Genomic DNA, 1,223 nt, shown 5'->3' on the forward strand with positions numbered 1-1,223 from the left:
TGTTGTGGTCGAATATTTTTGGACCATGATGTAGGAGCGTCGATTTAAGGAAGCATCATGGGATATCGGGTTGTTACGTCTGAGGAAAAAGCGGAAGCCATTCGCTTGGTTGTGGAGATGAATTACTCCATACCTAAAGCCTGTGAGGCCACAGGTGTGGGCCCTACAGCCCTGCGTCGCTGGGTTTTACACTGGCGTCGGGAGCAGGCGGGAATATCGCAGCCGCCGCGGCTGCAGGATCAGGAACTGATCGAGTCGCTACAGGCGAAGTTGGCGCTGCTTGAAGCCGAGAACCAAGTGTTAAAAAAGCAATTGCCCTCTCATCTGAAGGTTCTGTTCGGTCGAACCAAGTGATTGATGGCATTAGAGGGGCGATGTCGATTCGGCGTATGTGTTCAGTGTTCGGCTTGGCCCGCAGCAGCTATTACGCGAAGCGCAAACCCAAACCGCGACGACCCGCTCAGCAATTCCTGGAGCGCAAACTTCGAGCGTTGCATAAGGAGCATCGCGAAGCATTGGGTACTCGCGGATTATCCAAAGAGTTAAGAAAAGAAGGCATTTTCATCGGGCGCCATCGAATGCGCACCTTGATCAAAACCTTTGGTCTGCAACGGCGCAGACCGCGTTACGCCCACTATCGACGCGCCACCAAGCCGGCGGTCGTTGCGCCGAATATTCTTGATCGTCGCTTCAATCCAACCCGGCCAGATACGCTGTGGGTGGGCGATATCACCTACATCAGAGTGGGAAATAGCTGGCTGTATCTGGCGGTGGTGATGGATCTGTTTTCACGCAGGATTGTGGGATGGGCGTGTTCAAGAACCGCTGATACCGAGCTCTCTATCAGGGCGCTAAGGCTGGCAGTAGCGCTACGTCGCCCGATGCCTGAGCTGTTGTTTCACTCCGACCAGGGTTGTCAGTACACCGCCGATCGGTTTGTTGCATGCCTGGCGGAAAGCCGAATCGTCCAGAGCATGAGCCGCCGGGGAAACTGTTGGGACAACGCAGTAGTCGAGCGCTATTTCAGAACGTTGAAGCACGACTGGATGCCGGAAAACGGCTACCAGAATCATTTCGAAGCGGAGAAGGATGTGATGGGTTTCATCTCGCATTACAACCATCGCCGTTGCCACTCCGCCTCGAACCACCTGCCGCCTGCGCTGTTTGAGCAGCAAGCGGCCTAATGCTCCTACAGAGCGGTTCAAAAAAACTGAACCACAACA

General features: G+C 54.5%; 2 protein-coding genes. Both read left to right on the forward strand.

Going from position 1 to position 1,223, the window contains the following annotated elements; translation table 11 throughout:
- Positions 1-57: 57 nt before the first annotated feature.
- Positions 58-354 (forward strand): transposase, encoded by a 297-nt coding sequence (locus ACIPIN_RS28950; protein ID WP_401124932.1) that lies wholly within the window; start codon positions 58-60, stop codon positions 352-354.
- A gap of 35 nt (positions 355-389) precedes the next feature.
- The gene (locus tag ACIPIN_RS28955; protein WP_401124934.1) at positions 390-1,184 is read left to right on the forward strand and encodes an IS3 family transposase; all 795 of its coding nucleotides are present in this window, start codon (positions 390-392) and stop codon (positions 1,182-1,184) included.
- Positions 1,185-1,223: the final 39 nt, after the last annotated feature.

The sequence above is a fragment of the Pseudomonas sp. NPDC087697 genome (genome assembly GCF_044743155.1).
GTDB lineage: Bacteria > Pseudomonadota > Gammaproteobacteria > Pseudomonadales > Pseudomonadaceae > Aquipseudomonas.